Origin of the sequence: Streptomyces sp. NPDC091376 (assembly GCF_044757085.1) — a bacterium.
GTDB lineage: Bacteria > Actinomycetota > Actinomycetes > Streptomycetales > Streptomycetaceae > Streptomyces > Streptomyces pratisoli.
In genome coordinates this window covers 363,577-390,013 of the sequence record NZ_JBIVUF010000008.1, presented here as the reverse complement: position 1 = coordinate 390,013, position 26,437 = coordinate 363,577, and the positions used below count along the sequence as shown (strand labels likewise).

Sequence of the window (26,437 nt, the reverse complement as noted above, 5' to 3'; positions counted from 1 at the left end):
CCCGGAACCCCTCCGAAAGTAAGGTAAGGCATACCTAACCTACCCCATCGTCCGGCACCCGGACGCATCAGCCGGCACCCGGCTCGCGCTGCGGAGCGGGTCCCGGCTCTCTAGGGTCGTAGCGGAAGAGGACAGAGGGCTCTGGGACGCCCGCCCACCCGAACCCGGAGGTCCCCATGCCTGAGCTGTTCATCGGCGGCAACTGGACCGCCGCGGTCGACGGACAGGTGCGGGAGATCCGCTGTCCGGCCGACGGCACGCTGGTGGCGTCCGTCGACGAGGCGGGACCGGAGGACGTCGCCGCGGCGATCGCCGCCGCCCGCGACGCCTTCGACCGCGGCCCCTGGCCCGGCACCCCGGCCGCCGAGCGCGGCGCGCTGCTGCTGCGCGTCGGCGCCCTCCTGGAACGCGACAGGGACGCGCTCGCCCGGGCCGAATCCCTCGACACGGGGAAACGGCTGGTCGAGAGCGAGTACGACATGGCCGACATCGCCCGGTGCTTCCGCTACTTCGGAAGTCTCGTGGCGGCGGGCGGCGGTGGCCGGGTCGTCGACACCGGTCTCCCGGACGTGGACAGCCGGGTGGTGCACGAACCGGTCGGCGTGTGCTCCCTGATCACCCCGTGGAACTATCCGCTGCTGCAGACCGCGTGGAAGGTCGCTCCGGCCCTCGGCGCGGGCAACACCTTCGTCCTCAAGCCCAGTGAGCTGACCCCGCACACCGCCGTGCTGCTGATGCGTCTGCTCGCCGAGGCGGGGCTGCCCGACGGCGCCGCCAATCTGGTGCTCGGCGCGGGAGCCACCGTCGGCGCCCCGCTCACCGAGGACCCCCGGGTCGACCTCGTGTCGTTCACCGGCGGGCTCGTCACCGGACGGCGCATCATGGCGGCAGCCGCTCCCACCGTGAAGAAGGTGGCCCTGGAACTCGGCGGCAAGAACCCGAACATCGTCTTCGCCGACGCCTCGTTCGACGCGGCCGTGGACTACGCCCTGACGGCCGTGTTCCTGCACTCCGGCCAGGTCTGCTCGGCCGGGGCACGGCTGCTGGTGCAGGACGAACTGCACGACGCGTTCGTCGCGGAACTGGTCAAGCAGGCGGAGGCCATCGCGCTCGGCGGCCCCTTCGACGAGAACGCCCGCGCGGGCCCGCTGATCTCCGCCGCGCACCGCGACAAGATCGAGGCGTATGTCGCGGCCGGGCTCGCCGAGGGCGCGGTGCTGCGCTGCGGCGGCTCGCGTCCCGACGATCCGGCGCTCGCGGACGGCTTCTACTACCTGCCGACGGTGCTGGACGACTGCACGCCGGACATGTCGGTCGTACGCGACGAGTCGTTCGGGCCGGTGCTCACCGTGGAGACGTTCCGCGACGAGGACGAGGCGGTCGCGCTCGCCAACGACACGGTGTACGGGCTGGCCGGAGCCGTCTGGACGGCGGACCCCGGCCGGGCGCACCGGGTGGCCTCGCGGCTGCGGGCCGGGACGGTGTGGATCAACGACTTCCATCCGTACGTACCGCAGGCGGAATGGGGCGGGATGAAGCAGTCCGGTTTCGGCCGTGAGCTGGGCCCCGCCGGACTCGCCGAGTACCAGGAGGCCAAACACGTCTGGCGCAATCTCGCGCCGAGTCCACAGAGGTGGTTCGCATGACCACGAGTGCCGGGCGGGCGCCCTACGCCAAGGACCCGTCGCACGGCGGCGGCCACGACGACGACTCGTCGCTCGCCGAACTCGGGTACAAGCCGGAACTCAAGCGCACCCTCGGCAACTTCCACACCTTCGCCGCCGGGATCAGCTACATCTCGATCCTCACCGGCACCTTCCAGCTCTTCTACTTCGGTGTCGCGTTCGGCGGCCCGGCCTACTGGTGGTCCTGGCCGATGGTCTTCACCGGCCAGCTGATGGTGGCGCTGTGCTTCTGCGAGCTGGCCGCCCGCTACCCGGTCGCCGGTTCGGTCTACAACTGGGCGAAGAAGATGGGCGGCCCGCACGTCGGCTGGCTCGGCGGCTGGATGATGATGACGGCGACCATGGTGACGCTGTCGGCCGTGGCGCTGGCGTACCAGGTCACGCTGCCCCAGATCGACAGCTGGTTCCAGTTCGTGGGCGACGGCAGCGGCCCGTCCGACGCGGCGGCCAACGCCGTACTCCTCGGCACGGTCCTCATCGTCTTCTCGACCCTCGTCAACGCGTTCGGCGTCCAGCTCATGGCGCGCATCAACTCCGCCGGCGTCTTCATCGAACTGGTCGCCGCCGTCGCGCTGATCATCTGTCTCGGGGCGCACATCACCCGCGGCCCCAGCACGGTCCTCACCGACACCAACGGGCTCGGCGCGGGACAGCCCTGGGGCTACTTCGGCGCGTTCCTGACCGCGTCGCTGGCGTCCGCGTACGTGATGTACGGATTCGACACGGCCTCCTCCCTCGGCGAGGAGTCCCACAACCCGGGGCGCAACTGCCCCCGCGCCATCCTGCGCGCGCTGATCGCGTCCTTCCTCATCGGCGGACTGATCCTGCTCTTCGCCCTGATGTCCGTTCCGGACCTGAACGCGAAGGAACTGTCCACGGTCGGCCTGCAGTACGTGGTGCTCACCACGCTCGGCCCGACCGTCGGCGAGATCTTCCTGTGGTGCGTCGTCGTGGCGATCACCGTGTGCGTACTGGCCGTGCACGCCGCCGGTATCCGCCTGATGTTCGCCATGGCCCGGGACAACAACCTCCCCGCGGGCTCGGTGCTCGCCCGCGTCAGCCCGCGCTTCCGGACACCCGTCGTTCCCGCGGTGGTGATCGGGCTGGTGGGCGTCGTCATCCTCGTCATCAACATCAACCAGCCACAGATCTTCTCCGTGATCACCAGCATCGCGATCATCATGATCTACATCGCCTACCTGCTGGTCACCACACCCATGCTGATCCAGCGGCTGCGCGGCGACTGGAAGCCCACCGAGGGCGCCTTCTCGCTCGGCAGGTTCGGGCTGCCCATCAACATCCTGGCCGTGCTGTGGGGCGCGGCCATGTCCCTGAACCTGGCCTGGCCGCGTGCCGAGGTCTACAACGCGACCGGGCCGCAGCACTGGTATCTGCGCTGGGGCGCCTTCCTGTTCATCGGCGTCGTCGCGCTCGGCGGGTTCACCTACTACTGGTTCGTGCAGCGGCACCGTACGGGCGTGCTCTCCGAGCACGCGTCCGAGGCCGTACGGACCGGTGATCCGACCACTCCGTGACGCCTCTCCGTGACGCCTCTCCGTGACGCCTCCCTGACGACTGTGGAGTTCCGATGACCTCAGACACGCCCAGGCCGGAGTTCGACTACGTCGTGGTCGGTGGCGGCACGGCGGGAGCCGTTGTCGCCGCGCGGCTCTCCGAGGACCCGGACGTCAGCGTCTGTGTGGTGGAGGCGGGTCCCTCGGACGCCGGCGACGACAACATCCTCCGGCTGGACCGCTGGATGGCCCTGCTGGAGTCGGGCTACGACTGGGACTACCCCGTCGAACCGCAGGCGAACGGCAACAGCTTCCTGCGCCACGCCCGTGCCAAGGTCCTCGGCGGCTGCTCCTCGCACAACTCCTGCATCGCGTTCTGGGCGCCCGCCGAGGATCTGGACGAGTGGGCCGCGACGGGCTGCGCCGGCTGGAGCGCCGCGGACTGCTTCCCGCTCTACCGGCGGCTGGAGAACAACGACGCGCCCGGCGACCACCACGGTCGCTCCGGTCCGGTGACGCTGCGCACGGTGCCCCCGAAGGACCCGTGCGGGCGGGCGCTGCTGGAGGCCTGCGCGGCGGCCGGCATTCCGACGACTCCGTTCAACACGGGTACGACGGTGGTGCGAGGCGCGCACTGGTTTCAGATCAACGCCCGCCCGGACGGGACCCGTTCGTCCGCGTCGGTGTCGTATCTGCATCCCGTCCTCGGCGAGCGGCCCAATCTGGAGGTACGGACCGGGATCCAGGCGCGGCGACTGCTCTTCGCCGACGACGGGCGCTGCACGGGGGTGGAGTACCTGGAGCCGGACACGATCCACACCGGTGTGGTCGGCGCCCGCCGCGAGGTGATCGTGTCCTGCGGGGCCATCGACTCACCGAAGCTGCTGATGCTGTCGGGCATCGGCCCGGCCGGGCATCTGCGGGACGTCGGGATCGACGTACGGGTGGACGCACCGGGGGTCGGTTCGCATCTGCAGGACCATCCCGAGGGCGTGATCATGTGGGAGGCGAAGCAGCCCATGGTCACGTCGTCCACTCAGTGGTGGGAGATCGGCGTCTTCGCGGACACCGAGCCGGGTCTGGACCGGCCGGACCTGATGTTCCACTACGGCTCGGTGCCCTTCGACATGAACACCTACCGGCGTGGCTATCCGACGTCCGACAACGCCTTCTGCCTCACGCCGAACGTCACCCGGGCCCGCTCGACCGGTACGGTGCGCCTGCGCACCCGCGACTTCCGGGACAAGCCGAAGGTGGACCCCCGCTATTTCACGCACGACCACGACGTCCGCGTGATGACGTACGGGCTGCGGCTGGCGAGGGAGATCGTCGCCCAGGCCCCGATGGCCGACTGGGCCGGTGCGGAGCTGGCTCCGGGTCCCGGGGCCACGAGCGACGACGAGTTGTTCGCGTACATCCGCGAGACGCACAACACCGTGTACCACCCGGCCGGCACGGTGCGGATGGGCGCGGACAGCGCCCCGGACGCACCGCTCGACGCGCGGCTGCGGGTCAAGGGGGTCCGGGGGCTGAGAGTGGCGGACGCGTCGGTGATGCCGTTCCTCACGGCGGTCAATCCGTGCATCACGACGATGATGATCGGCGAGAAGTGCGCGGAGCTGATCAGGGCGGGGTGACGCGTCATCGGGACGACGTCACGACATCCTCACGGCGTCGTCAGGGCGCGGCTCTCAGTTGCGCCCGCCGCCACCGCCACCGCCACCGCCGAAGCCGCCGCGGTCACCGCCGCCGTCACCGCCACCGCCACCGCGGTCACCGCCGAAGCCGCCGCGGTCGTAGTCCCGGTAGTAGCCGCCGTAGCCGCGGTCGTCCCAGCCCCGGCCGCGGTCGTCGTAGTAGTAGCCGTAGTAGCCGCCGCGGCCGAAGTCGTCGCAGTAGCCGTCGTAGTAGTAGCCGTAGTAGCCGTAGTAGTACCCGTAGTCGTAGCACCCGCGGTGATTGTCCGGCGAGGCCTGAGCCACCCCCGCACCGCCCAGGGACAGAACGAGAGCTGCGGACAGGCCGGCGAACACGCGGAATACCCTCGAGGTCGTTACGCGCATGATCGAGTCCCTTCCCGGGGACTTCGGCACGGTGAGCGGCTGCGGGCCGCGGCGAGGGGCCAGCACATCGGCTTTGAACAGGCAGCACTTCCCACCCGCTCGGCCTGGCGAACCCTGCCGGCGTCGACCGGGGCGTTGAAGTTCTTGACCGCCTCCCCCACAACACAAGAAGGCGGACATTTCCCTGCAAGTAAGACAAACGTAGGCACGCGCCCATCCGAAAGTCAACCGCTGGCGACCGGCCAGTCAACCGTCCCGGGCCCGCCGGGCGGACATCACGATTCCGGTTCCGGCCGGGCGAGGGCCGTGCACACGTCACCGTGCAGCGGGACCACCCTGTCCATCCCGGTGAGCCGGTACTTCTTCTCCAGCGTCGACGAGGACCTGCGAGGGCGACCGAGGCGCCGACGCGGGCCGCTCTGCGGTAGGCAGACGCGATGGCGCCCATGCCGCTCGAGTCCCAGAAGGGCATGGCGGAGAGGTCCAGCACCAACTGACGTGCCCCCGTCTCGATTTCCTGATGAGCGGTGGCTCGCAGTGCGTCGACGGTCGACAGGTCCAGGGTGCCCGTCACGGCGATGACCACGTGACCGCCGCGCATGCGCGTGACGTGGATACCGAACCGCCCAGCGGCCGATGGCCGGTTCGATGGAGAACCGGTGCCGTGATCGTCGTCGGACGGCTGGGCGGACGAATCGTGACGGCAGGTGGTCATCGGCTTCACCCTTTCGCTTGCTGCTGGGCGTCTGCTTCCGCCGGCCGACGTCGGACGACGCGCGGTCCTGGTCGCGTCACCGTGGCCACGAGTGCGGCGATCGCACGAGGGCTCCGATCTCCGATCGCAGCTGCGGGTTCTTCAAGGGAAGACCGGCCGGCCCCATGGTTCGTGACAAGATCATCATTCGCACTGGACCCGGTCCGGCCGCGCGGCGACAGGCTGCGCCCACCCGCCGCGCGAGGACACCCCGACTTGATAGGCAAGTGAGAAGTTGCCTATTGTGTGGTCGTGGCCGACGACCTCTTCAAAGCCTTGGCCGACCCCACCCGCCGCACCATCCTCGACGAGCTCACGGAGAAGTCCGGACAGACGCTGTTCGAGATCTGCTCGCGACTGAGCATGAGGCATCAGCTCGGCATCTCCCGCCAGGCGGTCTCCCAGCACCTCGCCGTGCTGGAGGCCGCCGGGCTCGTCGAGACCAGGCGGGAGGGGCGCTACAAGTTCCACGACCTGAACACGGACCCGCTGAGGCAGATCGCCGAGCGATGGCTCGTGCCCGAGACATCCACACCGGAGGAGAACACCCCATGAGGATCCATCTGACCAGCGTCTTCGTCGACGACCAGGCCAAGGCCCTGCACTTCTACACCGAGATCCTCGGCTTCGTGAAGAAGTACGACGTCCCGGTGGGCGAGAAGGACCGGTGGCTCACCGTCGTCTCGCCCGACGAGCCCGGCGGCACCGAACTCCTCCTGGAGCCCGCCGGCCACCCCGCCGTCAAGACCTACCGCGACTCGCTCGTCCAGGACGGCATCCCGCTGGCCCAGTTCGCCGTCGACGATGTGAAGGCGGAGTACGAGCGCCTGAGCAGCCTCGGCGTCCGCTTCATCCAGGAGCCCCTGGAGATGGGCCCCGTCACCACCGCCGTCTTCGACGACACCTGCGGCAACCTGATCCAGATCGCGACGCAGCCGGCGTAGGCGCCCGCCCGCGGGTCGCCGCCACGGCGGCGACCGGTCCCGGAGCCGGCCCGAGGCCGGACGGGCCGCACCGGGGCGGCCCGCGGCGAGCGCCGACCGTTCAGGCGACCCAGTGCGGGGGCCGGCGGGTGGCCTTGGAAGGGGAGCGGCCGTCGGCGAAGGCGGCGGCCATGCGGTGGACCGCCTCGCGCAGCGTCTCCGGGGGCGTGGTGTAGGGGATGCGGAGCCGGTGCTCGAAGATGCCGGGGTCCGCGGCGAAGAAGGCGCCGCTCTCGATGCGCACGCCGTGGTCCAGCGCCCGCTCGGCGAGCGTCGAGGCGACGGGCTCGCCGAGGTCGACCCACAGCGAGAGCCCGCCGGGCGGTAGCCGCCAGGTCCACTGCGGGAAGTGCTCGGCCAGGGCCTCGGCCAGGACGGCGCGCTGCCTGCGCAGCTGTTCCAGGCGGGACGGGACCGGTTCTCCGCCCATGGCCAGCAGTTCGAGGGCCAGGAGCTGGTCCAGTACGGGCCCGCCGATGTCGGTGGCGACCCGCTGCCCGGCGAGTTCGGTGACGAGCCGCGCGGGGGCCCGTAGCCATCCGATGCGCAGGCCCGCCCAGTGGGTCTTGCTCATCGATCCGATCGTGATGACCTGACCGGATCCACCGGGCGCGGCATGGGAGGCGAACGGCGGCGGCGCGGGGACGTCGAGCGCGAGGCCGGCCAGGGTCTCGTCGATGACCAGCCAGGACCCTGAACGCGCCGCGGCCCGCAGCACGCGTGCGCGCTCGCGCTCGGGCATGAGACAGCCCGTCGGATTGTGGAAGTCGGGAATCAGATAGGCCAGTTGGGGCACCGCCTGGCGCAGGGTCGATTCGACGATCTCGATGTCCCAGCCGGTGTCCGTCACCGGGACCGACACGTTGCGCACGCGGGCACGGCGCATGGCCTCGAGTGCGTTCGGGTAGGAGGGGTTCTCGGTCATGACCCGGTCGCCCGGGCCGGACAGCAAGCCGATGACGAGCGTGAGCGCGTGCTGGGCACCCGAGGTCACCAGGATCTGCTCGGGCACGGTGGCCAGGCCCCGCCGGGTGAAGCGCTCGGCGATGGCGGCGCGTAGTTCGGGCAGGCCGTAGGGGTGGTATCCGGGCGTGTGCGCATGCCCGGCCAGCTGCGGGGTGACGTGGACGAGGGCGTCGAGGAGCGTCTGCTCCGGCAGCCCGGGCGCGGCCCTGGCCAGGTCGATCGCCGTGTCCTCGGGAGCGAGGAGCCGTGTGATGCCGCTGGGGGCCCGGCCTTCGGGCAGCGTCGTCCAGGTGCCCGAGCCCTGGCGGCTGTGTGCGTAGCCGCTCTCGCGCAGCAGGTCGTACACGGCGGTGATGGTGGTCCTGCTGGTGCCGAGGGCGGCGGCCAGCTCCCTCTCGGCGGGGAGCCTGACGTGCAAGGCGACGCGTCCGTCCAGGATCAGGGTGCTGATCGCCTGGGCGAGATGACGGTAGGCGGGCCTCGCCTCCGCCGGGTCGGGCAGCATCGCGGCGAGCTGCCCGCTCCCCAGGGTCCGGCCCGTTCGACCCGCTCCCTCCACCGACGGGGGCCGATTCGCGTCCGCCATACCATTCCCTTGTGATTGGCCATGCCATCCGAGCCAATAACTGTATCAGGGCATCCCAGTGGCCTGGGCGATCTGCGTCGCGGGCTTTCCGTCCTCGCCCTGCGTCCCGCACCAGATCACCGCAGAAACCCTGATGTTCCGGCGCTAATCGGACACAAGGCGGCGCGCCGGGGCCGATGACATTCGGCCTGATCCCCACCCTCGATCCACCTTTCCTGTGAAGCACTCGTGAATTCGGCTTCATATTCGTTCGGCGATATTCCGCTGACCACGCCGGATGATCTCCATCAACCCTCACAAACGGAGATCGCCGGTTGACCGAAAGGGTCCCTTGACCATTGATTCGAACGCGAACGAGACTCGCCAGTGGCACTCATGCATCAGGAGCCACAAGCACACGCGCATGCTGACGGCCCTGCGAGACCGATATCGCACGGGGTGTGTGACGGGGGATCATCGAAGGGTGCGGCGTGCGCATTCGGCGCGCGTCCGCTTTGCTTTGGCCTCCCCTCCTCATCTCTTGGTGCGCGAAGGGAATGGAGGGGGAATGCCGACGCACATGGGCTATCCCGGCGTATACATCGAAGAACTCCCCAGCAGCGTCCGCACCATCGCCTCGGTCACCACCTCGGTAACCGCGTTCGTGGGCCACACCCGCCGGGGTCCGCTCAATCAGCCGGTGCGGGTCACGAGTTTCGCGGACTTCGAGCGGCGCTTCGGCGGGCTCACCTCCCGCAGCGCCGTCGGCTACGCGGTGCACCAGTTCTTCGGCAACGGCGGGACGGTCGCGGTGATCGTCCGTGTCGCGAAGGCCGGCACCGGTGAGGAAGCCTGCGTCACGCTCAACTCCACCGAGGGGCACAGCGACTGCCCGGTGCTCGAGGTGCACGCCAAGGAGCCCGGGGTCTGGGGTTCGGGGCTGCGGGTGGCCGTCGATCACGACACGCCCAACCCGGACAAGACCTTCAACCTGCACGTCCTCGACGCGCGCGGCGGAGCCCGCGAGTCCTTCACGGGACTGTCGATGAACTCCGGTCACGGCCGCTTCGTCGAGACCGTCGTCAACTCCGGCTCCTCCTTGGTCCGCGTGAAGGCGCTGGACGAGGACCGGCCCGACCCCTGCGGCACGGTCTCCAAACCGTTCGCCGCCGCTCTGCCGGACCTGAACGTCGAGCTGAAGGTCAAGATCGGTGATGTGGAGCGGGAGTTCACGCTCCACGAGCCCGACCAGGACGGCGAACCGCCGGCCGACGTCACCGAGCTCGCCCTGCTGCTGGAGCGCAAGCTGCGCGCCCTGCCCGACGCCCCGGGCAAGCACGCCTACGCCGGCGCCGAGGTCACCGCCTTCGGCCGTCGGCTCCAGGTCGTCGCCGGGTCCCTCGACCCCGACGACGTGGTGCGCTTCGTCGGCGAGTGCGCCAACGACCTCGGGCTGGAGGCCTCCGTCAATCCGCCCGTCTTCCCGCTCCAGGGCGGCAAGGACGGCGACCCGCCGGGACCGCGCGACCTCATCGGCAGCGAGGCCCGCAAGACGGGCGTACAGGCGCTGCGGGACGTCGACGACGTCAATCTGCTGTCCCTGCCGGAGCTTTCGGCGTACGAGTCCACCGAGGACATGGTCACGGTGCTCTCCGCGGCCGAGCAGCTCTGCCGCGAGCGGCGGATCTTCCTGCTCGTCGACGCCCCGTCGACGTGGGGCAGTGTGGACGCCGCCCGGGCCGGAATCGGCGCGTTCGACGCCGTACGCAGCAACCACGCCGCGCTCTACTTCCCGCATCTGCAGCTCACCGACCCGCTCACGGGCCGGCTGCGCGCCTTCCCGCCCTCGGGTGCCCTCGCGGGTGTCATCGCCCGTACGGACGGCGAACGCGGTGTGTGGAAGGCCCCCGCCGGGACCGAGGCGCGGCTGGCCGGGGTGCGCTCGCTGACGGTCAAACTCACCGACCGGGAGAACGGACTGCTCAACCCGCTCGGCGTGAACTGTCTGCGCACCTTCCCGGTGGTCGGCCCGCTCGTGTGGGGCGCGCGCACGCTCGAAGGGGCGGACCCGCTCGACAGCGAGTGGAAGTACGTGCCGGTGCGCCGTCTCGCGCTGCATGTCGAGGAGAGCCTCCACCGCGGTCTGCAGTGGGTCGTCTTCGAACCCAACGACGAGCAGCTGTGGCAGCAGATCCGGCTGAAGGCTTCGGCGTATCTCAACGACCTGTTCCGGCAGGGCGCCTTCAAGGGCGGCACGCCCCGCGAGGCGTACTTCGTCAAATGCGACAAGGACACCACGACCGACGCGGACATCGAACGCGGAGTGGTCAACGTCGTGATCGGCATCGCGCCGGTCAGGCCCGCGGAGTTCGTCATCGTGAAGATCCAGCAGATGGCCGGGCAGTTCGACCTCTCGTAAACAAAGGACCCACGAAAAAGGAACACGAAGGAAACCGATGGCTGAGTTCCAGATAAACGCCCATCGCTTCGACCCGTACAAGAATTTCAAGTTCCTGGTCCTCTGGGACGGTCGTACGGTCGCGGGCATCAGCAAGATCAGTCCTCTGAAGCGCACCACCGAGGTGGTCAAGCACCGGCACGGCGGTGACCCGAGTTCGCCACGCAAGTCGCCCGGCCGCTCGGAGTTCGAAGGGGTCACGCTGGAGCGCGGCGTGACGCACGACCCCGAATTCGACCGCTGGGCCAACAAGGTCTGGCAGGTGGGCGCCGGGCTCGGCTCCGAGGTGTCGCTGCGGGACTTCCGCAAGGACATCATCATCCAGGTCCTGAACGAGGCCGGTCAGGTGGCCGTCTCGCACAAGCTCTACCGGGCCTGGGTGAGCGAGTACCAGGTGCTCGGCGAGCTCGACGCCAACGCCAACGCCGTCGCCATTCAGAGCGTCAAGCTCGAATGCGAGGGCTGGGAGCGGGACTACGAGGTGGAGGAGCCGGTCGAGCCCTCCTTCACCCATCCCGCCTGAACACCGCCAGAGCACCGAAGGGTTGAGGGATGACGCTTCCCGGCGAGCGTGCCGAACGCGCCGAGCGCGGCACCGTCGCGCCCGCCGGCCCCGCCGAACTGCTCGCCACCTGGGAGGCCGGGCTGGTGCAGCACGACGCGGGACGGTCGCTGCTGCTGCACCGTGCGGCCCGCCCGGACACCGGCACCGACGAACTGCTGTCGGTGCCGGTGGGAGAGCGCGAGGCGGACCTGCTGGCGCTGCGCCGGGCGCTGTTCGGAGAGCGGATGCAGGTGCGTGTCGAATGCGAGTCGTGCGGGGAGGCGATGGAGTTCGACCTCGACGCGACACTGCTCGGCGACCGGACACGGAAGCCGGACGGGCCCCTGCGGGTGACGGAGGGCGAGTGGGTGGTCGACTTCCGGCTGCCCACCGTCGCCGACCTCGCCGCGGCCGGCACGGCGTCGGGTCCGGACGAGGCGCGGCGTCTGCTGCTGGCGCGCTGCACGGTCTCGGCGGTACGGGACGGACGGACCGTACCAGCGGACCGGCTCGCCGACTCGCTGCCGGAGCCGGTGCAGCGGCGGCTCGCCGAGGCGGCGGGACAGGCCGACCCGGCGGCCGACGTGACGCTGAACGTGGCGTGCCCCGAGTGCGGTGAGGCCACCCCGGCCGAGCTGGACATCTCCTCCTACCTCTGGACCGAACTGGACAACTGGGCGCGGGACGTGCTGCTCGACGTCCATCTGCTCGCCACCGCCTACGGGTGGAGCGAGCCGGAGATCCTTGCGCTCACCCCGTTGCGGCGTCGCTACTACCTGGAGCTGTGCGCAGATGCCTGACGTGCCCGTGCCCGACCACTTCGACCGGCTGCTCGCCCGGTACACGGCTCCCGGCGCGGCGCGGGTGCGGCCCCGGCTGCCGGGCCCGTTCGAGCGTGTCGAGGCGCTGCGGACCGCTCCCCCCGAGCCCGGCGACCCGGCCCCGCTGGTCCCGGCCGCGCCGCCGGCCTCCGGGCCGGCCGGGGAACGGCCGCGCCCCGTGCGTGAGGTACGGACCGAGCGGTACACCGTCGTACGGACGGAGGGGGCGCGGCCTGGCGAGCCCGAGCCGGCCCCCACCGGCTTCGTCCCGTCCACCCCGCTGTTGCTGCCACGGGCGGCGGCCGCTCCGGGACCGCGTGAGGTGGCCGCGGCGAGTCCGCCCGCGTCCCGTGGAGCGCCGTCGTCGGCGACCGCGCCCGGCACACGGCCGCAGTCGCCCGCCGCCGTGGCGCGTGCCGCCGACCCGGCGCCTCCGTCCGCGCCCCTCGCACCGGCACGGCCGCGCGGGGCCGACACCACGACCGCCCGTGGCGCGACGCAGAGCGGCATCGGCAGGCGGGCGCCCCGGCCGGCGGAACGCGTCGTACACGTGCAGATCGGCCGGCTCGAAGTGAGCGCGGCGCCGCCGCCGGGCGCGAGCCGTCCGGCCCGGGACCGGCCCGACCACACCGGACGGCGCGGGCCCGCGCTGACCCTGGACGACTATCTGGCGCGTGGCGAGACGAGGGACCGAGGACTGAACCCATGAGCAACGCACTTGCCTTCGCGACGGTCACCCAGGCGCTGGCCCTGCTGATCGAGAGCAATCTGGGCCCGGAGATGGACATCGCCGTGAAGGTCGAGACCCGTAGGCCGCCGGCCGAGCCACCCACCGAGCCGACCATCAACGTCTTTCTGTACCAGGTCACTCCGAACCCCTCGATGCGCCACACGGACCTGCCGACGCGTGCCACCGACGGCACGCTGGTCAAGCGCCCTGCCACGCCGCTGGATCTGCACTATCTGATCAGCGCGTACGGCGAGGAGGCGGAGCTGGTCGGGCAGCGGCTCATCGGGTGTGTGGTGCGGACGCTGCACGAGATGCCGGTGCTGTCGCGGGAGTTGATCGAGCTCGCGACGGAACGTCCTTATCTGGCGGGCAGCGATCTGGCGCGGTCGCCGCAGAGCGTGCGGTTCACCCCGACGGTGATGGACGTCGACGAGACGTCGAAGCTGTGGGGGATGCTCCACCAGACCCCGTACTCGCTGTCGGTGGCGTACCAGGCGTCGCTGGTCCTGATCGAGGGCCGCGAGAAGCCGGTCCCGGCGAAGCCGGTGGAGACCAGGACGGTGCGGGTGCTGCCGTTCGGGGCGCCGGGGGCGCCGGTGCCGCCCGGGACGGACAACCCCGGTGCGGACGAGCCGGGTACGGACAGTCCCGGGCCGGACGAGGCGGGCGCGGAGGCTCCGGCCGACGGACCCGAGCCGGATCCCGCGCCCTCGGAGCCCGCGCCCGCGAGGAAGCGTGCCGCGGCCAAACGTGCGGCGCCCGCCCGCACCCGCAGGGCCACGGGCAGGCCGTCCGGCCGGGCGCCGGGCGGGAAGTCCGACGCGGACAGCGGCGCGGACGCGGACGGCAAGGAGCGCTGAGACAGGGTGCGTGACACGGGGGTGGGTGAGGACATGAGCGCGTACGAGGAGACGGGCCGGGGCACGGGAACGAGCGCCGGCGCGGACGGCCGCGCGCTGACGACGGCGATCCGCTCGGTCCTCGCCCGCGTCGACGCGCACGCGGCCCGGGCACGGCGACGGCCGGGCAGCACGGCGGCGGGCGACACACGCTCCGGTACCGCCGCGCCCGGCACCCAGGACCCGGGACACCTCACCCGCCCGCACGCCGGCGAGCAACAGGATTCCGCCGCACGCGCGACGGCACGGCACGACGACACCGCCGGTGCGGGCCGGCCCCTCGTCCCGTCCGGTGACGCCGGAACCACGTCCGGACCGGGCCGGTCGGCGACGGAGACAGACGCGCACGCCGGCGGGCTCGCCGTCCCCGACCGGCCGGCCACTCTCGACGCGCTCGTCACGTGCTTCGGGCTCACGCCCTTCGAGCGTGACGTCGTTCTCCTTGCCGCCGCCGCGGAGCTCGACCCCACCACCGGCAGCCGGTGCGCCGCCGCGAGCGGCGACCCGGAGCGGACGTATCCGACCTTCTCGCTCGCCCTCGCCGCACTCGGCGAGGCGCACTGGAGTGCCCTGACGCCAGTCGCCCCACTGCGTCGCTGGCGACTTGTCGAGCTGGACGACGAGACCCGGCTGACCGCCTCGCGGCTCCGCCTCGACGAGCGGATCCTGCACTTCCTGGTCGGCTCGCCGTACCTGGACGCCCGGCTGCACGGGCTGCTCCGCCGCACGAGCCTGCCGGACACCCTCCCCTCCTCGTACGACCTTGCCGCGAGCCGGGTCGCCGCCGGGTGGGCGGGGGCCGGGCGGCGCGCCCCCCTCCGGGTCGAGCTGGTCGGCGGCGATCTGCGGTCCCGCGCCGACATCGCCGCCGCGGCCGCCCGCCGTTCCGGTCTCGGTCTGTACTCGATGGCCGCCGACGACGTCCCCACCGACCCCGCCGAACGGGACCGTCTGGCCCGGCTCTGGCAACGCGAGGCGATCCTGCTGCCCGCGGCGCTCCTGGTGGAGGTCGGGGATCTGGAGCGCGACCAGGCCGCCGCCACCGACGCGTTCCTGGAGAGCGCCGCCGTCCCTCTCGTCGTGTCGAGTCCCGATCCGCGGCAGACCGCGCGGCAGCGAGGCGAGCGGGTCACCGTACCGGCCCTCGACACCGACGAGCAGCTGGGGGTGTGGGCGGACGCCTTCGAGGACGTGCCCGAGGTGTCCGACGCGGACCTCCGCGACCTCGTCGCGCAGTTCTCGCTCCCGCCGCATCTCATCCGCTCCGCCGGCGCGACCGTCGTACGGGACCTGCCGGACGAGAACGAGCTGGACGCCACCGGACTGGCCTGGAAGGCGGGGCTCACCGAGGCCCGCATGGGCATGGACGAGCTGGGCCGGCGGATCGAGCCGCAGGCGTCCTGGGGCGATCTGGTGCTCGCGGAGCGGCAGTTGAAGATCCTGCGGGAGATCGTCGCGCATGTCCGGCAGCGGTCCACCGTCTACCAGGAGTGGGGATTCGCGGCGACACTGCGCCGCGGCCTCGGCGTCACCGCGCTCTTCGCCGGCGGCTCCGGCACCGGGAAGACGCTCGCCGCCGAGGTGATGGCGCGGGAGCTGGGGCTCGATCTGTTCGTCATCGACCTGTCCCAGGTGGTCAGCAAGTACATCGGCGAGACGGAGAAGAACCTCCGCAAGGTCTTCGACGCCGCCGAACGCGGCGGCGCGCTGCTGCTGTTCGACGAGGCGGACGCGCTGTTCGGCAAGCGCAGCGAGGTCAAGGACAGCCATGACCGGTACGCGAACCTCGAGGTCAGCTATCTGCTGATGCGCATGGAGGCGTACCGGGGCCTCGCGATCCTCACGTCCAACATGAAGCAGGCACTGGACACGGCGTTCATGCGCCGTATCCGCTTCGTCGTGGACTTCCCCTTCCCCGGGGAGAGCGAGCGCGCCGAGATCTGGCGGCGTGTGCTGCCCACGCGTGCGCCGATGAAGGGCATAGACCCGGAACTGCTCGCGCGGCTGACCGTGGCGGGCGGCTCGATCCGCAACATCGCGCTGTCCGGCGCCTTCCTCGCCGCTGAGGAGGGCGACCGGCTCCAGATGCGGCACATGCTGGAGGCGGCGCGCACCGAATACCTCAAGCTGGACCGCTCCTTGACGCCCTCGGAGGTCCACGGATGGGTCTGAACGAGGTTCCTCGCACGGTACGCGTCGACATCGGCGAGCTGGTGCTGGACGGCTTCGAGCGGCTGGACCCGGACCGGGTGTCGGCCGCCTTCCAGGCCGAACTGGCCCGGCTCGTCCGGGAGCGGGGCGTGCCGCTGGCCACGGACGGCGGCCGGGCACTGGACGGGCTGGCGGGGCTGCCGCCGCTGCCCGCGACGGCCTCACCGCGCCGGCTGGGCGAGGCGCTGGCGCGCGCGGTCCACGCGGGACTCTCGGGACGGGGTGAGCCGCGATGAGTACGTCCCACGCTTCGGCCCAGGACGCCCGGGCGGCGCAGGCCGAGCGGCGCCGCAAGCGCAAGGAGCCGGCCGGGTCCCGCACCCCGGAGCCGAAGAACATCGTCAGCGGCGCCGGTCAGCCGCTCGATCTCAGCGTACGGCGCGAGCTGGAGGAGCAGCTCGGGCACGACTTCAGCCGGGTGCGGCTGCACACCGACCGGGACGCGGGCGCGCTCACCGAGATGCTGGGCGCGGACGCGGTCGCGGTCGGCCAGGACATCTTCTTCCGCGAGGGCGCGTACCGGCCGGGAACGGCGGACGGGCAGCGGCTGCTCGCGCACGAACTGCTGCACACGGTGCAGAACCCGGACGGTCTGGGCGCGCTGCGCGCGGGCCGTGACCTGGGGGCGGTGAGTCTGCCGCAGCAGGCGATGGAGCGCGCGGCGGAGTCGGCCGCGCGGGCTCTCGTACGGGACGGGGAACAGGCCCCGGAGGTGGAGCCGGACCAGGCGACGCCCGGCTGGCTGCGGTACGCCACGGTCGACGCCGACCGGACCCGGATGGAGCAGCTGGACCCGGCCACGCTGGTGGACCGTCTCGCGAACGGCGTGCTGCGGTCGCTGCGCGGCGACCCGGCGGACCTGTCGGGCCGGGTGCGACTGGAACTGTCCAGGCTCTCCCCGCAGTTGCAGGACTCGGTCCTGGACCGGCTGGAGCCGCGGCTGCTCACGCCCGAGTACGACCGGCTGCTCGACCTGGTCGAGCGGGCGGAAACCGGTCCGCCGGAGATCCAGCCGGCCGAGGTGCCGGGGCCGGAGACCGACCTCTTCGCCGAGCTGGGCGTGGAGCGCGCCCGTTGGCAGCGCGCGGAGGAGGCCGACCGGGGCTCGCGGGACAAGCGGGACGAGGACGCCCGCGAGGAGCGGCAGGACGCCAGGGCGCGTGACGAGAAGCGCGGCGGCGACCGGAGCAGGGCGCGGTCGGACGCCGCGGCGGAGCAGGAGGAGGCCGCCCGTCGCACGGAACAGGAGGACGATCGCGCCCGCTCCCGGCAACAGGCCGCGCAGGAGCAGCGGCAGGAAGAGGAGAAGCAGGACCAGGACCGCCAACGGGTCGACGAGGCTGCGGACGAGCGCGCCCGGAGCCAGGCCGACGGCTCGGAGCAGGCCAAGGAGGAGCGCAAGGAACAGCGCGACCGGGAGGAGCGCGACCCCGAGCAGGCGAACGCCCCCGGCGCGGACAAGCGCACACGCAAGGACGAGGCGAAGAAGCCGGCCGACGGGTCCAGGCAGGAGAACCTCGATCCGAAGGCGAAGGGGCAACCGGGCCCCGTGCGCCCGGAGAAGGTCGACGAGCGGGCCGAACAGGCGGACAGCGCCCTGTCCGAGCACGGCCTGCACGAGAAGGACGAGGACGAGGCCGAGCCGGACGAGGCGGAGAAGCCGCTCGGTCTCGAAGCGGGCGCGGACAGGGAGATCAGCGGTACGGAGGACCGCGGCGCGGCGGGTGGCGCCCACGGTCGCGAGCCCGAGCTGAAGCCGGAGGACCATCTGCCGGCCACCGACCTCGACGTCTCGGCGGTGCCGACCGCGGACAACCCCCAGGCGTCGCTGCCCACGTTCCCCGCTCCCCCGCCGACGAAGGCCGAACAGATCCTGGAGCAGCGGGAGAACGACGCCGAGGAGGAAGAGGACGAGGACGCACCCGAGGCCGAGGCCAAGCCGCCGGGCGCGGAGATGGGCCCGGTGGAGGGCGAGGCTCCGCAGCCGGAGGGTGGCCCGGCGGCCGAGGCCGGGGACCGCGGCGAGAGGGATCTCCAGCCGGAGAAGCCGGTGCAGCAGGAGGTCGGCCCCGATCCGGAGACCGAGGACAGGCAGGATCCTGAACCCGAGGCGGAGAAGCAGGATCCCGAGCAGCGGCAGGAGCGGGCGTCCGCCGAGGGCGACTCGGACGACAGGGGCACCGACGGCGGCGACGGCCAGGAGGAGCCGGACGCGAAGGGGGCCGCGGAACAGCAGCAGGAACGCGAGGAGCGCGACGGGCAGGCGGCGAAGGAGGAGTCGTCGGGGCAGCCGCGGGGCGCCGCCCCGGACAAGCCGTCGCTCGCGCCGTCCGGACCCGCGAGGTCCGGTCCCGGCGCGTCCCTCGTACCACCGGCGGGCGCGCACACCTCGCGGTCCTCCGTCGAGGACCGCAGGCCCTCCCCCGCCGCGCGCCGCGTCGCGGACTCCGCGAAGGGCGATCACGAGGCGTCCGCGCCCAAGAGCCGGATCCCGAAGGAGAGCGGACCGGGAGCCGCACCCAGCGGGACGGTCGGTGGCAGCGGGACGGCAGGGCCGAGCGCGGCGACCGGCCCCGGCGGGGCACCACCGGCGGCGCAGGCCGCGGTGAGCCCGGCGGCGGAACAGGCCGCCAGTCCCGGCAAGCTGGGCGCTCCCGCGCCGGAGGGTGCACAGGCCGCTCCGGAGGCGTCGCTGGAGAAGGACGGCGCCGGTTGCGCCCCGCCGGAGCCCGCGGCGGAGAAGGAGGAGCCGGGCGGCAGCTGCGGAGGCGGGGGTGGCGGCGCCGCTCCCGAGGAGAAGCAGCAGGAGCCGCCGGACGTCTCGGCCCAGGACCCGAAGGCCGCCGTCGGCACGGTCGCCAAGCTGGCTCCGGACCAGGCACTGGCCGCGATGCCCGGTGTGGACGCCGCCGCGGACAAGAAGGTCGGCGAGGAGCAGCAGCGGCTCGACGCCAACCCGCCGAAGCGGGAGCGGCCTTCGGGCGCGCCCCGCACCCGGTCGGGTCCGCCAGAGGCGGCCGCCCCCGCCGCCCAGGTGACGGGCCGGGTCGAGAAGCTCGGGCCCGAGGAACAGGTCGCGAAGCAGAAGGCCAAGGGCAGCGAGAAGGCGCAGGGCGCCAAGCCCACCGACAACACGCCACCGCCGCCGGCGCCGGTGGCGGACAAGCTGAGCGAGGCGGAGGCGAAGAACGTCGACGCCGCGGCCGACGCCGTCCCCACCGTCGACCCGGAGCTGCGGAACAAGACGGTCGGCCCCGCCCCCAAGATCAGGCTCGAGGGTGAGAGCGACCCGAAGCGTACGGACGACCAGGCCAAGGCGCTCAAGGACAAGCAGTCCGACATCCAGGGCAGGGGCCGTGAGGACGCGGCCAAGCCGATGGGCGAGGACCAGATCTTCCCCGACGCTCCTCAGGAACAGCTGGTCGGCAGGGCCACGGGCGGTCGTCGGCGGGGCGGCGGAGGCGAACCGAGGGCCGGGGCCGCGCCCCGGCCCGGCGTCGGAGCGGTCGCCAAGCAGGAGCGCGGCAGCGAGATCAAGGGAGCCGCGGGCCGGGCACAGGGCGACCTGGTGACCGAGGAGAAGGAGCAACGGCAGGGCGAGCAACAGGCCAAGCAGGAGAAGCAGACCGAGATCGACCGCGAGGTCACCCAGAACGCGCAGAAGCAGACGGCCGAGCGTGGCCGTGCGGCCGACGACGCCCGGCGCGAGCGCGAGAACTGGCGCGGTGAGCAGGACAAGAAGATCGAGGACGCGGACAAGAAGTCCGAGAAGGAGCACACCGACAAGAACAAGGAGATCGTCAAGGCGCGCGACGACAAGGACAAGGAGGTCAACGACCGGAAGGACAAGGACAACCGGCAGATCGACTCGGAGCGCGAGAAGGCGGAGAAGGAAGCCGAGCGGAAGAAGGAGGAGGAGAAGCCCTCGGGAGGCTTCTTCGGCTGGGTCGCCGACAAGGTGAAGAGCGCCTTCAACGCCATCCTCGACGCGGTCACCAAGGTCTTCGACGCCGCGCGTGCGGCGGTCAACGGCATCATCGACACGTTCAAGGACTGGGCCGACAAGGCCATCGACTTCGTACGTGACCTCGCCGTCAAGGCGATCAACGTGCTGGCGGACGCGCTGATCGCGATCGGCGACGTGCTGCTCGCGGCGTTCCCTGAGCTGCGGGACAGGTTCCGCAAGGCCATCGAGGGCCTGCGGGACAAGGCGATCTCGGCGGTCAACGCCCTGGCGGACGGCCTGAAGAAGGCGGTCAACGCCCTGCTGGACGCCTTGGCGGCCGGGCTGAACGCGCTGCTGGACGTGCTCGAAGCGGGCATCAAGGCCGTCATCAAGGTCTACCAGGCGGTGATTCTCGGCGCGATCAAGTTCGCCCAGGCGGCGATCGAGGCGCTGGGCAAGTTCGCGGCCCTCGTCGCGGACATCGCGCCGGACCCGGGCGGCTGGCTGGGCAAGGCGGGCAGCTCGGCGAAGTCCGGTGTCCAGGACCACTTGTGGGGCGCGATCAAGACCGGCGTCAAGCGGTGGTTCGACACGAAGGTCGAGGGCATCCTCGGACTGGGCAAGGCCGTGATCGACGTGCTGGTGAAGGGCTGCGTCTCGGTCAAGCAGATCGGGAAGATGACCTGGGACGCGATCGTCGCGTCGCTGCCGATGATGATCGCCTCGATCGTGATCGAGAAGGTCGTCTCGATGCTGGTGCCGGCGGCGGGCGCGATCCTCACGATCGTGCAGGGCCTGATGGCGGCCTGGCAGAGCCTCAGCTCGATCCTGACGGCGTTCGGCAAGTTCTGGGCGTATCTGAAGGCGGTCAAGGCGGGCCCGGCGGCGTGCCTGTTCGCGGAGGCGGTGGCGGCGGGGATCGTGGCGCTGCTGGACTTCATCGCCAACTTCCTGATGATCCGCCTCGCGGGCGCGACGAAGGGCGTGGGCAAACGCCTCAAGGCCATGGCCGAGAAGATCATGCGGGGCCTGAAGAAGACGGGCAAGGGCGCGAAGCAGGCCGCGGGCGACGCGGTCAACAGGGCCCGGGGCGCGGTGCGCAGCGCCCAGGAGGCCCTGGCCCGCCCCACGGCCCCGGCCCGCCCGAAGGGACCGCGCGTCCCCAAGAACCGCTCGGCGTCGACGGACCGTGGCCCGGGCGCGAACCGGGTTCCGAAGGACACGGTGCGCGACCGGCCGACGAGCCGTACGCCGGACAGGGAACGGGACCGCAGGCGCGAGGAGAGCGAGGCCCAGCGGGAGCAGCAGCGGCCGGAGTCACGGCCGGAGTCACGGCCGGACCGGCAGCCCGGCACCAGGCCCGACAGGGCCGCGGACCAGAAGCCCGACGCCCGCAAGGACAAGTCGCCCGACACGGCGGCTCCCAAGAAGAAGAAGGAGACCGAGGCCCCCAAGCGTCAGAAGCCGCGCAAGCCGAAGTCCGCGCTGGGCAGGGCACTCCAGAAGATCAAGGGCAAGGTCAAAGCGGCTCTGAAGAAGGTCCGCAACGCCGGCAAGGCGCTGGGCAGGAAGCTCCGCAAGAGCAAGGTGGGCCAGGCGCTCAAGAACAGTGGCAGGAAGATGCGTGACTTCTTCAGGAAGAAGCGCGACCGGATGCGCGACGACAAGAAGCGGCGTGCGGATCACAGCAAGCGCAAGCAGGACACCAGCAAGAGGGAAGAGAAGTCCAGGAAGTCCAAGGAGGACCGTCTGGACAAGGCCGTCTCGCGCATCCGCCCTCTTCTGCGCAGGCGCCTGGCGAAGGGCCTCTCACCCGCTGTGCACCTGAGGATGCTGCGGGCGATGCAACGTTGGTACCGGCTCACCAGGCTGGAGAAGACCGGTCACCCTCACTTCGAAGTGGTGGCCCAGCTCAATCCGAGCAGTCCGGTGACCCCCGGCTACACGGAGGCCGACGACGAGACCAACTACGTCAAGCAGACCGACTATCTCGACAACCAACCGGACCCGGATCTCCCTGCTCCCCGGGTGCCCGCCTTCGCGGACAATCAACTCGCGCGGAACTTCAAGGCCGAGAATCTCAACAAGGAGTACGCGAAGGCCAAGGGCGAGAAGTCGAACAAGGCACAGCTTCAAGAGCCCATCGGGTTCCGCCACATCAACAAGTACGACCTGAACACGAACGCCAGCACCCGCTGGGTGCGTATGCATCTGCTCACCGAGAAGCTCGGCGGACCAGCTCGCGGGTCGAACCTCGTGCCGGCCCGGAACACCATCAACAACCCCACGTTCAAGCATGGAATCGAAGTCTTCCCGGAGCGGGAGATGGTGAGGCACGACCCGACCAGGGACGACGGTATGCGGATGGTCTGGTATCAGATCAACCTCACCTACCACACCGGCCCGGTGAAGGGATTCCCGCAATCCATTTCCGCCAAGTGGGGCACGTACGACTACGACCGCGCAACGAAGAAGTGGAGCGAAAAGGTGCCGGTCGGTCGCGGTCCTCTCACCTTCCCCGTGGGTCCGCTGGAGAAGCCGCCGCAGCCACGGGGGCAAAGCAGCAAGGTCTTCGTGAATCGCGACTCGCAACGCCGTCTCGTGAGAATGCTCAACATCACCCCTTCATTCGCCGACGCCATCATCGCCGCCCGCACGCAGGAAGGCGATGGACAGCCTGCCGCCGCCCCGCCCCAGAACACCGTGGAGCTCGCTCAGCGGCTGCACGACCTGCCGGAGAAGCGCAGGAGCAGGATCTCCGGCTTCGCCGCCGGAATGATCTCCCTGGGAGTCGCGGAACAAGAGAATCACCTTGAGTACTGACCCTCACGAGCCGAGCGGAGACCTACAGCGAAATGCGCAACCCTACAGACGTCGAGGAGCAACTCCTGCGAACACAGCAGGAGATCTTGGACTGTCCACGCATCGCGGTGGACCGGTCGGCGACGGGTGATCTGGGTGAGACGTTCGAGCAGCCGCCGGCCCTCTTCACCTATCTCCCGGACCTGCAGGGTGTCGTCTTCGACGGCGACCTCTGCCGGAGCAGTCCCCGGATCTCGGAGATCGCCAACCGCTGGCGCACCGATTCGCCTTCGGACACGCCGGAACTCCACGGTGAGTTCCGCATCACGGATCTGTTCACGGCGGTGCTCAAGAGCCCCCCGGAACTGGCCTGGTCGGGATCGAGTGATGAGGAGCGGGAGCTCTTCGCCCAGTGGCGCGTCATCGACGACACTCCTGTCGCCGCCACGGGGCAACTCGCGGCCATTCGTATGCAGCCTCATGTCCAGCCCCTGGAGATCTGGTACTACGACATGGACCTGAACAGGGCGGAGGGCTGGGACAGGCAGTATGTGCGCCTCGATCTCACCTACGTCGAGTACGTGCGGCAGCTGGCCCTGACGAAGGGCACCTTCGGCTGGCAGTACCTGTTCACCGATGAGGTGTCCCTCGACGGGCCCGACTTCGACGATGTGCGCGAACAGCTGACGACCATGCTGGACGTCTTCCCCGACCTCTTCCCCGCGTGGGACTACTCACCGCTCGCCCGGCGACTGGAGGCCCGCCTGTGACCCGCTACGCAGACATACCCAAGCCCATCCGCTCCGGCATCGTCATCGTCGACCCCGAGCGCGGCACCCCCCAGCGCATCATCGTCCTCCAGTTCAATCCCGACACCCTGGAGCGCTCCGTCGCGCCACAGTCCGCCGGAGGGAGCGGTGATGCCGGCGGAGGGGGCAGTGGGAGCGGGGACCGGAACGAGGCGTTGCGGCTGAAGGGGCCCGCGGAGGAGACGTGGAAGTTCACCGCCGAGATCGACGCGACCGATCAGTTCGAGGTCGCCGCACCCGACGGGATCCATCCGCAGCTCGCCGTGCTGGAGATGCTCGTGCAGCCGACCACCGCACAGCTCAGGGAGGCCACCCGCCTCAGTAAGAAGGGCACGATCGAGATCAGTCCCATCGAGACGCCGCTCACCCTGTTCACCTGGGGGAGCAAGCGCGTCATGCCGGTGCGGCTCACGGAGCTGTCGGTCAACGAGTCGGCGTTCGACGTGCAGCTGAACCCGATCCGGGCTTCGCTGGGCATCGGGATGAAGGTGCTCACCGTGAGCGATCTGCCGGCCGGGCACCGGGGCGCGGACCTGTATCTGGCGCATCTGGCGCAGAAGGAGCGGCTGGCCGCGGCCGCGCGTGGCGGGCGGCTTGCCGAGCTCGGGCTGGCACGGGGGGTGTGAGGAAGATGATCGAACCGTACGAGAACGCGTTGGACGCGATACCGGGCTCGCATCCGTATCCGCGGACAAGCCGGTACCACGACGCCGAGATCGGGGTGCACACACGGCCGGACGGCACCGAGGTCCGGTACACCAGGCGGAGGCTGCTGCCGCCGCTGCCGGACACCGACGACACCGTCCCGCACACCGTCAGCAGCGGCGAGCGGCCCGATCACCTCGGGCAGCGGTACGTCGGCGACCCCGCTCAGTGGTGGCAGATCGCGGACGCCAATCCCGTGCTCGACCCCGGTGAGCTGACCGCGGAGCCGGGGCGGGAGATCCGGATTCCGCTGCCGGGCGGCTTCCATGGCTGACGAGCCGATCGGCAACGGGCCGGTCCATCTCACCCTGCACATGGGGCCGAAGCTGACCCGGCCGGTTCCGGCCGAGGTGACGGAGGCGCTGCTGTCGGCGCAGATCACCAGCACCGCCGGGGAGCGCAGCGGGTTCCAGCTCGCGTTCGATCTCACCAAGAAGGGGCTGATCGCGCGGCGGCTGCTGCCGGAGGGCTTCTTCGATCCCAAGACCAGGGTGATCGTCACGACCTCGGTGAGGGGCATTCCGACGGTGGTCCTGGACGGGCTGATCGTCCGTCAGGAGGTGGGGGCCAGCAACCAGCCGGGGCAGACCACGCTCACCGTCACCGGTGAGGACCTCACCCTGCTCATGGACCTGGAGGAGCGGACCGACCGCTACCCCAATCTCGCGCCCTCGCAGCGGGTGGAGCGGATCCTCGCCAAGTACGCCGACTACGGCATCGACACCCGCATCATCCGTGAGCAGGTGCAGCAACCGCCCCGCGAGCAGCTGCGCGTCGACTACCAGACCGGCACCGATCTGCAGTACCTCAACGATCTGGCCAGGGCGAACGGATACACCTTCTATCTCGACCCCGGCCCGGTGCCCGGCCGTTCCACCGCCTTCTGGGGCCCCGAGCAGCGGCTGGGCCGCCGTCAGCACGCGCTCAACGTCAACATGGACAGCAACTCCACCGTCGATCAGCTGACCTTCGCCTACGACGGCACGGCCAGGGAGGAGCCGCAGGCGCGCGTGCAGGACCCGCGGACCCGCGACGTGCGGCTGCTGGCCCAGCCCGACATCAGTCCGCTGCGGCCGCCGCTCGGACGCAGGGCGTCGCCGGCGCTCAAGCGCAGGACGCTGTCCGGTACGGCGAAGAAGGAGCTCGGACAGGCCGAGGCCGAGGCGCTGGCCCGGGCGGCGACCTCCGCGGACGCGATCTCCGGGTCCGGTTCGCTCGATGTCACCCGGTACGGCTATGTGCTGCGGCCGCGCGAGCTGGTGGGGGTGCGCGGCTCCGGCGTCACGTACGACGGCGACTACTACGTCAAGTCGGTCACGCACAACCTCCGCCCCGGCTCGTACCAGCAGAACTTCACGCTGTCCCGCGAGGGCCTCATCGCCCGCAGCGGGACGGTGCGTCCGTAGGGCGGCAGAGAGCCGTACGGCCGTAAAGCCCGTAGACCAGGAGAACTTCGTATGGCGGCACCGAACAACCGCTTCCTCGGCAAGTTCCGGGGCCGGGTGATCGACAACAGGGATCCGCTCCGGCTGGGCCGCATCACGGCCCAGGTGCCGGACGTGCTGGGTGACGAGGCGTCCACGTGGGCGCTGCCGTGTCTGCCCTTCACCGGGCGCCGGGCGGGCCACTACGCCGTCCCGGAGGCCGGGGCCGGCGTGTGGATCGAGTTCGAGCAGGGGGATCCCAGCTTCCCCGTCTGGACGGGGAGTTGGTACGGCGACGCGTCCGAACTGCCGCCGCGGGTGAGTGCCGAAGTCCCCGCGTCGCAGCCGGTCGTCATTCAGACGCCCGGCGACCACAAGCTGGTGATGTCGGATGTGCCGGGCGGTACGGGGATTCTCCTGGAGGCCCGGGGCGGCGCGTACATCCGGATCGACGAGAAGGGCGTGACCATCGGCAACGGCAAGGGGGCGTCGATCGTGCTGATCGGCGACGAGGTCAGCATCAACGAGGGCCGGCTGATCGTGCCCGGGAAGCGCTAG

Annotated in this window: 20 protein-coding genes and 1 pseudogene; 18 read left to right on the top strand and 3 right to left on the bottom strand. The window is 70.9% G+C overall.

What is annotated here, in order from left to right; genetic code table 11:
* Positions 1-176: 176 nt before the first annotated feature.
* The 3 genes from ACIQMR_RS20220 to ACIQMR_RS20210 are packed head-to-tail and all read left to right on the top strand — an operon-like array spanning position 177 to position 4,836.
* On the top strand, positions 177-1,646 hold the full coding sequence (locus ACIQMR_RS20220; protein ID WP_401388794.1) for an aldehyde dehydrogenase family protein: 1,470 nt from the start codon (positions 177-179) through the stop codon (positions 1,644-1,646).
* On the top strand, positions 1,643-3,220 hold the full coding sequence (locus ACIQMR_RS20215; protein ID WP_401388791.1) for an APC family permease: 1,578 nt from the start codon (positions 1,643-1,645) through the stop codon (positions 3,218-3,220). The genes ACIQMR_RS20220 and ACIQMR_RS20215 overlap by 4 nt, the downstream gene beginning before the upstream one ends.
* Before the next feature lie 53 nt (positions 3,221-3,273).
* Positions 3,274-4,836 carry a GMC family oxidoreductase gene (locus ACIQMR_RS20210; protein WP_401388788.1) on the top strand — a complete coding sequence of 521 codons (1,563 nt, stop codon included), beginning with the start codon at positions 3,274-3,276 and terminating at the stop codon, positions 4,834-4,836.
* Between the two features lie 54 nt (positions 4,837-4,890).
* On the opposite strand, the gene ACIQMR_RS20205 is transcribed toward ACIQMR_RS20210, so the two are convergent.
* Complete coding sequence (locus tag ACIQMR_RS20205; protein WP_401388785.1) at positions 4,891-5,232, bottom strand: hypothetical protein; 342 nt, start codon at positions 5,230-5,232, stop codon at positions 4,891-4,893.
* A gap of 403 nt (positions 5,233-5,635) precedes the next feature.
* Positions 5,636-5,863: pseudogene (locus ACIQMR_RS20200) on the bottom strand (STAS domain-containing protein); the annotation flags it as partial.
* A 405-nt stretch (positions 5,864-6,268) separates the two neighbouring features.
* Between ACIQMR_RS20200 and ACIQMR_RS20195 the strand changes: the two are divergent.
* Complete coding sequence (locus ACIQMR_RS20195) at positions 6,269-6,571, top strand: ArsR/SmtB family transcription factor (protein ID WP_401388782.1); 303 nt, start codon at positions 6,269-6,271, stop codon at positions 6,569-6,571.
* The gene (locus ACIQMR_RS20190) at positions 6,568-6,960 is read left to right on the top strand and encodes a VOC family protein (RefSeq protein WP_401388779.1); all 393 of its coding nucleotides are present in this window, start codon (positions 6,568-6,570) and stop codon (positions 6,958-6,960) included. The genes ACIQMR_RS20195 and ACIQMR_RS20190 overlap by 4 nt, the downstream gene beginning before the upstream one ends.
* A gap of 100 nt (positions 6,961-7,060) precedes the next feature.
* On the opposite strand, the gene ACIQMR_RS20185 is transcribed toward ACIQMR_RS20190, so the two are convergent.
* Positions 7,061-8,551 carry a PLP-dependent aminotransferase family protein gene (locus ACIQMR_RS20185; RefSeq protein ID WP_401388776.1) on the bottom strand — a complete coding sequence of 497 codons (1,491 nt, stop codon included), beginning with the start codon at positions 8,549-8,551 and terminating at the stop codon, positions 7,061-7,063.
* Positions 8,552-9,098: 547 nt separating this feature from the next.
* Here ACIQMR_RS20185 and ACIQMR_RS20180 point away from each other — a divergent pair.
* From ACIQMR_RS20180 to ACIQMR_RS20120, 13 genes are read left to right on the top strand one after another with little or no spacing between them, the layout of a single operon-like run.
* Positions 9,099-10,949, top strand: coding sequence for a phage tail sheath family protein (locus ACIQMR_RS20180; RefSeq protein ID WP_401388773.1), 1,851 nt, complete (start codon positions 9,099-9,101; stop codon positions 10,947-10,949).
* A gap of 37 nt (positions 10,950-10,986) precedes the next feature.
* The gene (locus tag ACIQMR_RS20175; protein WP_030352235.1) at positions 10,987-11,511 is read left to right on the top strand and encodes a phage tail protein; all 525 of its coding nucleotides are present in this window, start codon (positions 10,987-10,989) and stop codon (positions 11,509-11,511) included.
* Between the two features lie 29 nt (positions 11,512-11,540).
* Complete coding sequence (locus ACIQMR_RS20170; protein ID WP_401388769.1) at positions 11,541-12,332, top strand: hypothetical protein; 792 nt, start codon at positions 11,541-11,543, stop codon at positions 12,330-12,332.
* A complete protein-coding gene (locus tag ACIQMR_RS20165) occupies positions 12,325-13,062 on the top strand; it encodes a hypothetical protein (RefSeq protein ID WP_401388766.1) in 738 nt (245 codons plus the stop codon). The genes ACIQMR_RS20170 and ACIQMR_RS20165 overlap by 8 nt, the downstream gene beginning before the upstream one ends.
* The gene (locus ACIQMR_RS20160; RefSeq protein WP_401388763.1) at positions 13,059-13,943 is read left to right on the top strand and encodes a Pvc16 family protein; all 885 of its coding nucleotides are present in this window, start codon (positions 13,059-13,061) and stop codon (positions 13,941-13,943) included. Before ACIQMR_RS20165 ends, ACIQMR_RS20160 begins: the two co-directional genes overlap by 4 nt.
* A 33-nt stretch (positions 13,944-13,976) precedes the next feature.
* Positions 13,977-16,154: an ATP-binding protein gene (locus ACIQMR_RS20155; protein ID WP_401388901.1), complete on the top strand. Its 2,178-nt coding sequence runs from the start codon at positions 13,977-13,979 to the stop codon at positions 16,152-16,154.
* Positions 16,145-16,429, top strand: a complete 285-nt coding sequence (locus ACIQMR_RS20150) for a hypothetical protein (RefSeq protein WP_401388760.1) — start codon at positions 16,145-16,147, stop codon at positions 16,427-16,429. Before ACIQMR_RS20155 ends, ACIQMR_RS20150 begins: the two co-directional genes overlap by 10 nt.
* Positions 16,426-22,962: a DUF4157 domain-containing protein gene (locus ACIQMR_RS20145; protein WP_401388757.1), complete on the top strand. Its 6,537-nt coding sequence runs from the start codon at positions 16,426-16,428 to the stop codon at positions 22,960-22,962. The genes ACIQMR_RS20150 and ACIQMR_RS20145 overlap by 4 nt, the downstream gene beginning before the upstream one ends.
* A 32-nt stretch (positions 22,963-22,994) precedes the next feature.
* The gene (locus tag ACIQMR_RS20140; protein ID WP_401388754.1) at positions 22,995-23,711 is read left to right on the top strand and encodes a hypothetical protein; all 717 of its coding nucleotides are present in this window, start codon (positions 22,995-22,997) and stop codon (positions 23,709-23,711) included.
* Entirely contained in the window at positions 23,708-24,376 is a 669-nt protein-coding gene (locus ACIQMR_RS20135; protein WP_266376925.1) for a hypothetical protein, read from the top strand. The genes ACIQMR_RS20140 and ACIQMR_RS20135 overlap by 4 nt, the downstream gene beginning before the upstream one ends.
* Before the next feature lie 5 nt (positions 24,377-24,381).
* Complete coding sequence (locus ACIQMR_RS20130) at positions 24,382-24,729, top strand: hypothetical protein (RefSeq protein ID WP_401388751.1); 348 nt, start codon at positions 24,382-24,384, stop codon at positions 24,727-24,729.
* Complete coding sequence (locus ACIQMR_RS20125; protein WP_266376921.1) at positions 24,722-25,861, top strand: hypothetical protein; 1,140 nt, start codon at positions 24,722-24,724, stop codon at positions 25,859-25,861. The genes ACIQMR_RS20130 and ACIQMR_RS20125 overlap by 8 nt, the downstream gene beginning before the upstream one ends.
* 51 nt (positions 25,862-25,912) lie before the next feature.
* On the top strand, positions 25,913-26,437 hold the full coding sequence (locus ACIQMR_RS20120; RefSeq protein ID WP_401388748.1) for a phage baseplate assembly protein V: 525 nt from the start codon (positions 25,913-25,915) through the stop codon (positions 26,435-26,437).